The following is a 9,125-nucleotide window of genomic DNA, read 5'->3' on the forward strand; positions in this document are numbered from 1 at the left end:
TCGGCGGCCGGCTCAGCAGCTGCTGGCGTTACGACGGTGACTGCTACGGTTTGCACCGGCACAGCGATTTCGTAACCTGGAATTTCAGTGAAGGTGGCAGCAACTTCGTCGCTGACCTCTTCGGACAGCATACCGTCCTGATGCGTGACAAATTTCACGCCGCTGATCAGTTCGGATGCGTTCAGCAGTTTGCACAGTAGTTTTGGCATTGTGATCTCCAGAAAAGGAGCGCCCGAAGGCGCTCCATGTCAGACGGTGGCGATTAGCCGTGTGGACGCCAGGCGGCACCGTTCGGCAGGATGTTCTTGATCACCGCGTGGTGACGACGTTTCGTCATACGCAGGTAGCCGAACATCAGCTGCGCCCATGGGATCGTCGCGGAGACGGTCGGGTACAGCGGGAACTTCATCATCGGCAGCAGCTGGCGCCAGTTGATGGCCTGATCGCCCGGGCGGGGTGCGGGACGCTTCAGTGCGCGCCGCCCCGCAGCGTGTCGGACGGGGTCTCGCCAAACAGCTTGCGGTAGTCGCAGGCGAACTGGCTCAGGTGCCAGAAGCCCCAGTGGGCTGCCACGTCCTGCACGCCCTGGCCTTGCAGCGCCGCAGCGCGCAGGTGGCGGCGCGCCCCGTTGAGGCGGATGGCGCGCAGGTACTGGATCGGGCTCAGGCCCATCACGTCTTCAAAGCAGTACTGCAGGGTGCGACGGCTCACGTGCAGCTGCTCGCACAACTCGGGCACGGTCACGGCCTGGTCCGGGTGGGCCAGCACGTGCTCGCGCGCCTGGGCCACCACCTTCTGGCGTTTGGCAAAGCTCTGGCGCGCGGCGGTGTCGACCTCGCTGGTGTCCAGCATGCCCAGCAGCACGCTGAGCAGGGCGTCCTGCAGGGATGCGACCTCGCTGTGCGCCGGGCCGTGCTGCACGCCATCCAGCGCGTGGCGGGGCAGCAGGCCATCGAGGGCCTGCAGGCAGGCCAGGCGGGCGCCATCGGCCACGTGCAGCACCTCGGCCTGTTGCAGCGCAGCCCAGTCGACGTGGCAGCCCTGCTTGGCCGCAGCGGCCATCAGCGCTTCGCGCTGCACCACCATGCCGAAGAGGCTGTGCTGATCGGGGGTGACCAGCTCGAAGGGCTCGTCACCCGGGCGGACCATGATGTCGTGGGCCCCATGCAGGCGGCCGTTGATGCGGGTGGGCGCGCCATCGGCCGCACCCGGCAGGGGCGAGGAGGGGCCCACATCGGGCAGGCCGAACCAGAAGGAGTCGGCCCACACGCGGCAGGACTGGCGCAGCGCCTGGCTGGTGCCTTCGCGGAACACCTGCATCTGCGGCAGGCGCAGCTCGGTGAGCTGGCCGGTGAAGCGGCCGGCGCTGAGCTGGTCGTAACGCTGGTCCCAGGCGGTCAGGTTGTGGGCGTGTTCGTCGGCGTCGTGGGCCTCGGTGGTGCGCAGGCTTGCACGGGGCGAGGGCAGGCCGCCCCAGAGCGGGGCGCGGCCTTGCAGGCCAAGGTGGTGATGGGAGACTGCGTCCATCTGAAGGGGTGCCAGTGAAGTTTGCCGATTTCCGATAACGCCCGGGATCGGGGTTTTCTTACAGTCGGTGCAGCAAGTTCCATTCCCTCGTTGGGCGGTTTCCCCTCACCGAGCTCCCTGCGGCACCTTCATTGCGCTTGGCGCGAACCCATCATGAAACCTTCGACACCGAGCGCCCATGCGCTCAAACCCGTACTCAGCACACTCCAGCTCTGGGGTATTGCCGTCGGCCTCGTGATCTCCGGCGAGTACTTCGGCTGGAGCTTCGGCTGGGCCTCGGCCGGCACGCTGGGCTTCCTGGTCACGGCCATCATGGTCGCGGTCATGTACACGACCTTCATCTTCAGCTTCACCGAGCTGACGACCTCCATTCCCCATGCGGGCGGCCCCTTCGCCTACAGCAAACGCGCCTTCGGGCCCACGGGTGGCTACCTCGCCGGGGCGGCCACGCTGATCGAATTCGTGTTTGCGCCACCGGCCATCGCCCTGGCCATCGGTGCCTACCTCAACGTGCAGTTCCCGACGCTCGACCCGAAGACCGCCGCCCTCGGCGCCTACCTGGTCTTCATGGCGCTCAACATCGTGGGCGTGCAGATCGCGGCCACCTTCGAGCTCGCCGTGACCCTGCTGGCCATCTTCGAGCTCCTGGTCTTCATGGGTGTGGTCTCGCCCGGCTTCTCGATCGCCAACTTCACCAAGGGCGGCTGGTCGGGTCAGGACACCTTCAGCCTGGCCGCCATCCCCGGCATCTTCGCCGCCATCCCCTTTGCCATCTGGTTCTTCCTCGCCATCGAGGGCGTGGCCATGGCCGCCGAAGAGGCCAAGGACCCGAAGCGCTCCATCCCCATCGCCTACATCACCGGCATCATCACCCTGGTGATTCTGGCCATCGGCGTGATGGTGTTCGCCGGTGGTGCCGGTGACTGGACCAAGCTGGCCAACCTGAACGACCCCCTGCCCCAGGCCATGAAGATGATCGTGGGCGACCACAGCGGCTGGCTGCACATGCTGGTCTGGCTGGGTCTGTTCGGCCTGGTGGCTAGCTTCCACGGGATCATCATGGGCTACTCGCGCCAGATCTTTGCCCTGGCCCGTGAAGCCTACCTGCCCGCCTACTTTGCCCAGGTCCACCCGCGCTTCAAGACCCCGCACCGCGCCATCCTGGCCGGTGGTGTGATCGGCATCGCCGCGATCTACAGCGACGAGGTCATCAAGATCGGCGGCATGACGCTCACCGCCAACATCGTGACCATGTCGGTCTTCGGTGCCATCCTGATGTACATCCTGAGCATGCTCAGCCTGTTCAAGCTGCGCCGCGACGAACCCGGCATGGCCCGCCCCTTCCGCGCGCCTTTCTTCCCGGTCTTCCCGGCCATTGCCCTGGTGGGTGCCCTGGTCTGCATGGCCACGATGATCTACTACAACACCCTGATCTTCGGCGTGTTCCTGGGCTTCCTGGCCGCGGGCTACGGCTACTTCCTGGTGACCGGCGGCAACCGCCAGCAGGCCATCGACCAGGCCCTGGCCGATGACGAAGACGCGGCCCTGGCCCGCTGAGCACGGCACGAGAAGGAACAGGTTCGCACGCGATGAGCAGTCCGGCATACATCCACCGCGTGGGCATGCGCACCCACACCTACAGCAGCCTCAAGGAGCTGATGGCCAAGGCCACACCGGCCCGTTCCGGTGACAGTCTGGCCGGTGTGGCCGCGCAGACCGCGCAGGAGCGCGTGGTCGCCCAGATGGCCCTGGCCGAGCTGCCGCTGCGCACCTTCCTGAACGACGCCCTCATCCCCTACGAAGAGGACGAGGTCACCCGCCTCATCATCGACAGCCACGACGCGGCGGCCTTCCACCGCGTGGCCCACTTCACCGTGGGCGACTTCCGCAACTGGCTGCTGAGCGACGAGGCCGATGCCCTGGCCCTGGCCACCGTCTCACCGGGCATCACCCCCGAGATGGCCGCGGCCGTGAGCAAGATCATGCGCAACCAGGACCTGATCCTGGTGGCCAGAAAATGCGAGGTCGTCACGGCCTTTCGCAACACCATCGGGCTGCCGGGCCGCATGTCGACCCGGCTGCAGCCCAACCACCCCACCGACGACGCCAGCGGCATCGCTGCCAGCCTGCTCGATGGCCTGCTCTACGGCAGCGGCGACGCGGTCTTCGGCATCAACCCCGCGACCGACAACGTCCCCCAGGTCATCAAGCTGGTGAGCATGATGGCCGAGGTGATCGAGCGCTATGGCATCCCCACGCAGTCCTGCGTGCTGACCCACGTCACCAACACCATCCAGGCCATCGAGCGCGGCGCGCCCGTCGACCTGGTCTTCCAGTCCATTGGCGGCACAGAGGCCACCAACAGCAGCTTCGGCGTGAACCTGGCGGTGCTGGCCGAGGCCCGCGAGGCCGCGCTCTCCCTGAAGCGCGGCACGGTGGGCGACAACGTCATGTACTTCGAAACCGGCCAGGGCAGTGCGCTCTCGGCCAACGGCCACCACGGTGTCGACCAGCAGACCTGCGAGGCCCGCGCCTACGCCGTGGCCCGCGCTTTCAAGCCCCTGCTGGTCAACACGGTGGTGGGCTTCATCGGCCCCGAGTACCTCTACGATGGCAAGCAGATCATCCGCGCCGGCCTGGAAGACCACTTCTGCGCCAAGCTGCTGGGCCTGCCCATGGGCTGCGACGTTTGCTACACCAACCACGCCGAGGCCGACCAGAACGACATGGACGTGTTGCTCACGCTCCTGGGGGCGGCCGGCTGCACCTTCGTCATGGGCATCCCGGGTTCGGACGACATCATGTTGAACTACCAGACCACGTCTTTCCACGATGCCCTGTATGCCCGCCGCGTGCTGGGCCTGCGCCCGGCGCCCGAGTTCGAACAGTGGCTGGCTCAGACGCAGATCTTCAGTCGTCCCGATGCCGACTTCCGCCTGCACGACAGCATGCCGCCGGCCTTCTGGCCTGCGCTGAAGGGGGCCGCATGACGGAGCCTGTCAAGCCGCCAGGCCAGGCCTCGCCCGTGCACGCCAACCCCTGGGCGGCGCTGCGGCGCTTCACCGATGCGCGCATCGCCCTGGGGCGCACGGGCGTCAGCCTGCCCACCCAGCCGCAACTGGCCTTCCAGCTGGCCCATGCCCAGGCGCGCGATGCCGTGCACCTGGCCCTCGATGTGTCGGCCCTGCAGACCGCCCTGAGCGAGTTGGGCCACGAAACCCTGCGCCTGCACAGCGCCGCCGCCGACCGCGACAACTACCTCCAGCGCCCCGACCTGGGCCGACGCCTGAGTGCCGCGTCGCGCGAGGCCTTGCTGGCCCGCCGAGGCTCACCCACTGAGCCAGTGGCGCCAGACCAGGCCGCGTCGGAACGACCGCATGACATCGCCTTCGTCGTGGCCGACGGGCTCTCGGCCCTGGCCATTGGCACCCACACCCTGCCTTTCCTCTCGCGCATCCTGCCCAAGCTGGCCGACGAAGGCTGGCGCATCGCGCCCCTGAGCCTGGTCGAACAGGGCCGCGTGGCCGTGGCCGACGAGGTGGGCGAGCTGCTGGGCGCCAAGCTCGTCGTGATCCTGATCGGCGAGCGCCCGGGGTTGAGTTCGCCCGACAGCATGGGCCTCTACCTCACCTGGATGCCGGCCGTGGGCCTGACGGACGCGGCGCGCAACTGCATCTCGAACGTGCGGCCCGCCGGCCTGCCCTATGACGAGGCCGTGCACAAGCTGCACTGGCTGCTCACCGAGGCCCGCCGCCGCGGCCTCAGCGGTGTCGCCCTCAAGGACGAGACCGCCAGCCCCGACGCCGCCCTGGGCGGGGCCGCCTCGCGCAACTTCCTCCTGCCCGATCTGCGCTGAACGAGGTGGTGCGCCCGCCCCCCTCAAGCGTGCGGTGCCAGCGAACGGCCTGCCCAAGTTGCCGCAGTTGAACAAATTGGCGTCGCTTTCAGGACAGTTGCGCGCGCCCAGCGTGGAACAGTTGGCATTGACCCCACCCCCTTCACCGTCTTTTTCCAGAGGTTCCCCATGACATCCCAGCGTGTGATCCTGGCCGCCTGCGCGGCCATCACCAGCGTCTTTGCCTTCAGCACCTCGGCCCTGGCCACCGAAGCAGCGTCCTGCCAGAAGGTGCGTTTTGCCGATGTGGGCTGGAGCGACATCGCCGCCACCACCGGCCTGGCCTCGGTCGTGCTGGAAGGCCTGGGCTACAAGCCCACGGTCACCATCGCCTCTGTGCCCATCACCTTCGCGGGCCTCAAGACCAAGCAGCTGGACGCCTTCCTGGGTTACTGGAACCCCTCCATGACCCCGATGATCGAGCCCTTCGTCAAGGCCGGCACGATCAAGGTCCTGTACAAGCCCAACCTGGTCGGTGCCAAGTACACCCTGGCCGTGCCCGAGTACATGTACGAAAAGGGGCTGAAGACCTTCGCCGACCTGCCCAAGTTCGAAAAGGAACTGGGCGGCAAGATCTATGGCATCGAGCCGGGCAACGACGGCAACGCCCTCATCCAGGGCATGATCACCAAGAACCAGTACGGCCTGAAGAACTTCAAGATGGTCGAATCGTCTGAAGCCGGCATGCTGGCCGAGGTGCAGCGCGCCGCCCGCAGCAAGAAGGGCGTGGTCTTCCTGGGCTGGGAACCCCATCCCATGAACGTGCAGATGAAGATGCGTTACCTCGACGGTGGCGACGACGTCTTCGGCCCGAACTACGGCGAAGCCAAGGTCTTCACGGCCCTGCCGCCCGACTACGAAGCCCGCTGCCCCAACGTCGGCACCTTCCTGAAGAACCTGGAGTTCACGACCCAGATCGAGAACCAGGTCATGCTGACCATCCTGGACAAGGCCAAGCCGAACGACGCGGCCAAGACCTACCTGAAGAAGAACCCCGCGGTGCTGGACGGCTGGCTCAAGGGCGTGAAGACCTTCTCGGGCGCCGAGGGGCTGCCCGCGGTCAAGAAGCACCTGGGTCTGTGAGCGCACGCCATGTCTGATGCCTTGATTGCACCGGCGGCTGCGCCCCTGGTGAACGGTGTGAACCCCGCCGCCGAGCCCGCACCCCAGCGCTGGCTGACCCTGGCCTGCGACAGCCGCCGTGGCCAGGTGGCCGCGGTGTCGCGTGTGCTGGAGCAGCAGGGGGCCTATGTGCAGGCCTTCTCGGTCTACGACGACCCGGACAGCGCACGCTTCTTCCTGCGTGCGGTGTTCCGCTGCGAAGCCAGCCCGGAGGCCATCCAGGCGGCCCTGGCATCCGACGAGGCGACCTTCCCCCATGCCCGCTGGGGCGTGGGCGACCTGGCCCAGCGGGCCCGCGTGATGATCATGGTCTCCAGGCACGACCATTGCCTGCGCGAGCTGATCTCGGCCTGGCGCCGCGGCGAGCTGCACATGGACATCGTGGCCGTGGTTTCCAACCACCCCGATGCCCGTGGCCTGGTCGAGGCCGAGGGCCTCACCTTCCACCACCTGCCCATCACGGCCGACACCAAGCCCCAGCAGGAGGCCCAGCTTGAAGCCCTGATCGCCTCGACCGGGGCCGAACTGGTCGTGCTGGCGCGCTACATGCAAGTGCTCAGCGAACCCCTGTGCCAGCGCCTCATGGGTCGCGTCATCAACATTCATCACTCCTTCCTGCCGGGCTTCAAGGGTGCCAAGCCTTACCACCAGGCGCACGAGCGCGGGGTGAAGCTCATCGGTGCCACGGCGCACTTCGCCACCACCGACCTCGACGAGGGCCCGATCATCGAGCAGGCTCTGGAGCGCGTGGACCACGCCGACAGCCCTCAGCAATTGCTCAATGCCGGCCGCCATGTGGAGTGCCTGGTTCTTTCGCGTGCGCTGCGCTTCGTGCTGGAGCGCCGCGTGTTCATCAACGGTCAACGCACGGTGGTCTTGCGATGAGTTCAGCCGACGTCCTGCAGATGCCTTCGCGTGAGCACCGCGAACCCCGCGTGCCCGCCGAGGCGGCATCCCAACCCAAACCCCACCGCCAGCGCCGACACCCCGATCGCATCGTGATCCGGCGCCTGCCCATGGAGGCCCGCATCGGCGTCTACGACTGGGAGCAGACCGCGCCCCAGCCCGTGCTGGTCGACCTCGAGTTCACCCTGCCCGAAGGCCCGGCCGCGCAGACCGATGCCCTGGCCGATACCATCGACTACGCCGCTGTGGTGGCCCGGCTCAAGGCCCTGGCGCTGGAACAGCCGCGCCAGCTGGTCGAGGCCATGGCCCACGGCATGGCCGATGCCCTGATCGCCGAGTTCAAGCTCAGCTGGCTGCGCCTGGGCCTGACCAAGCTGGCGCCTTTTCCCGGTGCCGAGGTCGGCATCGTCATCGAGCGACAGGGCTGATGGCATCGGGGTGGCGCCGACGGTGTTGCGCTGCCGCACCGATGTCGCTTCCTCAATGCTTCATGTCGGATTCGCGCACGAGCCACCGGCTCCGATCTCCTTCAATCGATACCAGATCCCCCTCCGCCAACCTCACCACCACACGAGCCACCCATGAAGTCTTCCTCTCGCGCTCTCCTGCCCTTCGCTTCGGCCATCGCGCTGGCTGCCGCCCTGGCCACCTCGGCCCAGGCCCAGACCGCCGCCCCTGAGGCCGCACCGGCTGCCGAAGCCCTGCCCATCACCGGCAACTTCGCCATCACCAGCAACTACATTTCGCGCGGCTTCACCCAGAGCTGGAGCAAGCCGGCCATTCAGGGTGGTGTGGACTACGCCCATGCCAGCGGCTTCTTCGTTGGCACCTGGCTCTCCAGCATCAGCGGCACCGAGTTCCGCGGCGGCTCCTCCGAATGGGGCATCTACGCCGGTTACGCCGGCACCCTGGGCGACATCGGCTACACCGCTGCCTTGTACCAGTACCTCTACCAGGGCAGCACCTCGCCCTTCGTGGAAGGCCGCAAGTACGACTACACCGAAGTCAAGCTGGGTGTGAGCAAGGGCATCTTCTCCTTCAACACCTTCATCACCGTCAGCGACGACTACTTCGGCACCTTCGACAAGGGCCGTGGTTCGCTCTACCTGGACCTGAACGCCAACCCCGATCTGGGCAATGGCTACACCCTGCTGACCCACATCGGTGTGGGCGCCCTGGCCAAGCACTCCTATGCCAACTGGGTGGACTACAAGGTCGGTGTCTCCAAGGCCCTGCCAGGCAACTGGACCCTGACCGGCGCCGTGACCTACGCGCAGGACAAGGACAAGTTCTGGACCGGTTCCGACTTCGCTGCGGACTCGACCGGCAACACCTACACCAAGCGCCTGGGCAAGACCGCCCTGGCCCTGACCTTGGGCAAGACCTTCTGATCCTGGATCAGAGCTGAAGCAGGCAGGCCAGCCAGACGTGAATGAGGAAGTCACCCTGGCCGGCCTGACTGACGCCGAAGTCATGACCCGCCTGGGCCACGACGGCGTGTTCCCCGAAGGCCGCTTCTTCCCCGATACCTACAAGTACGTGCGTGGCATGAGCGACGCCGAATTGCTGGGCCAGGCCTACAGCCGCCTGGACGAGGTGCTGGCCAAGGAATGGACCGACCGTGCCCCGGACGCACCCTATGATCAGCCTTACCAGGCACTGATCATGGCCTCGC

At 66.9% G+C, this 9,125-nt stretch carries 11 protein-coding genes; 8 read left to right on the forward strand and 3 right to left on the reverse strand.

What is annotated here, in order from left to right; all coding sequences use genetic code 11:
• The 3 genes from QZ994_RS16775 to QZ994_RS16785 all read right to left on the reverse strand — a co-directional run.
• A partial coding sequence (locus QZ994_RS16775) for a hypothetical protein (RefSeq protein ID WP_290874280.1) occupies positions 1-209 on the reverse strand: 209 nt, incomplete at its 3' end.
• A 53-nt stretch (positions 210-262) separates the two neighbouring features.
• Positions 263-409, reverse strand: a complete 147-nt coding sequence (locus tag QZ994_RS16780; protein ID WP_290874283.1) for a hypothetical protein — start codon at positions 407-409, stop codon at positions 263-265.
• 59 nt (positions 410-468) lie between these two features.
• Positions 469-1,527, reverse strand: coding sequence for a helix-turn-helix domain-containing protein (locus tag QZ994_RS16785; RefSeq protein WP_290874286.1), 1,059 nt, complete (start codon positions 1,525-1,527; stop codon positions 469-471).
• A gap of 153 nt (positions 1,528-1,680) precedes the next feature.
• On the opposite strand from QZ994_RS16785, the gene eat reads away from it, so the two are divergent.
• From eat to QZ994_RS16825, 8 genes are all read left to right on the forward strand, one after another.
• Entirely contained in the window at positions 1,681-3,084 is a 1,404-nt protein-coding gene (gene eat, locus QZ994_RS16790; protein ID WP_290874288.1) for an ethanolamine permease, read from the forward strand.
• Between the two features lie 32 nt (positions 3,085-3,116).
• Positions 3,117-4,517, forward strand: a complete 1,401-nt coding sequence (locus QZ994_RS16795) for an ethanolamine ammonia-lyase subunit EutB (RefSeq protein ID WP_290874291.1) — start codon at positions 3,117-3,119, stop codon at positions 4,515-4,517.
• Positions 4,514-5,383 (forward strand): ethanolamine ammonia-lyase subunit EutC, encoded by an 870-nt coding sequence (gene eutC, locus QZ994_RS16800; protein ID WP_290874294.1) that lies wholly within the window; start codon positions 4,514-4,516, stop codon positions 5,381-5,383. Before QZ994_RS16795 ends, eutC begins: the two co-directional genes overlap by 4 nt.
• A 168-nt stretch (positions 5,384-5,551) precedes the next feature.
• A complete protein-coding gene (locus QZ994_RS16805) occupies positions 5,552-6,505 on the forward strand; it encodes a choline ABC transporter substrate-binding protein (protein ID WP_290874297.1) in 954 nt (317 codons plus the stop codon).
• A 9-nt stretch (positions 6,506-6,514) separates the two neighbouring features.
• The gene (gene purU / locus QZ994_RS16810; protein ID WP_290874300.1) at positions 6,515-7,429 is read left to right on the forward strand and encodes a formyltetrahydrofolate deformylase; all 915 of its coding nucleotides are present in this window, start codon (positions 6,515-6,517) and stop codon (positions 7,427-7,429) included.
• On the forward strand, positions 7,426-7,878 hold the full coding sequence (gene folB, locus QZ994_RS16815; protein ID WP_290874303.1) for a dihydroneopterin aldolase: 453 nt from the start codon (positions 7,426-7,428) through the stop codon (positions 7,876-7,878). The genes purU and folB overlap by 4 nt, the downstream gene beginning before the upstream one ends.
• 153 nt (positions 7,879-8,031) lie before the next feature.
• Entirely contained in the window at positions 8,032-8,841 is an 810-nt protein-coding gene (locus QZ994_RS16820) for a TorF family putative porin (protein ID WP_290874305.1), read from the forward strand.
• A gap of 37 nt (positions 8,842-8,878) precedes the next feature.
• A partial coding sequence (locus tag QZ994_RS16825) for an endolytic transglycosylase MltG (RefSeq protein WP_290874307.1) occupies positions 8,879-9,125 on the forward strand: 247 nt, incomplete at its 3' end.

Source organism: Aquabacterium sp., assembly GCF_021768455.1.
GTDB lineage: Bacteria > Pseudomonadota > Gammaproteobacteria > Burkholderiales > Burkholderiaceae_C > Aquabacterium.

What these genes read in the sequence shown, in the direction of transcription:
- QZ994_RS16780 (WP_290874283.1), bottom strand. Translation starts at nt 409, where the DNA reads ATGAAGTTCCCGCTGTACCCGACCGTCTCCGCGACGATCCCATGGGCG.
- folB (WP_290874303.1), top strand. Translation starts at nt 7,426, where the DNA reads ATGAGTTCAGCCGACGTCCTGCAGATGCCTTCGCGTGAGCACCGCGAA.
- purU (WP_290874300.1), top strand. Translation starts at nt 6,515, where the DNA reads ATGTCTGATGCCTTGATTGCACCGGCGGCTGCGCCCCTGGTGAACGGT.
- QZ994_RS16785 (WP_290874286.1), bottom strand. Translation starts at nt 1,527, where the DNA reads ATGGACGCAGTCTCCCATCACCACCTTGGCCTGCAAGGCCGCGCCCCG.
- QZ994_RS16820 (WP_290874305.1), top strand. Translation starts at nt 8,032, where the DNA reads ATGAAGTCTTCCTCTCGCGCTCTCCTGCCCTTCGCTTCGGCCATCGCG.
- QZ994_RS16795 (WP_290874291.1), top strand. Translation starts at nt 3,117, where the DNA reads ATGAGCAGTCCGGCATACATCCACCGCGTGGGCATGCGCACCCACACC.
- eutC (WP_290874294.1), top strand. Translation starts at nt 4,514, where the DNA reads ATGACGGAGCCTGTCAAGCCGCCAGGCCAGGCCTCGCCCGTGCACGCC.
- QZ994_RS16805 (WP_290874297.1), top strand. Translation starts at nt 5,552, where the DNA reads ATGACATCCCAGCGTGTGATCCTGGCCGCCTGCGCGGCCATCACCAGC.
- eat (WP_290874288.1), top strand. Translation starts at nt 1,681, where the DNA reads ATGAAACCTTCGACACCGAGCGCCCATGCGCTCAAACCCGTACTCAGC.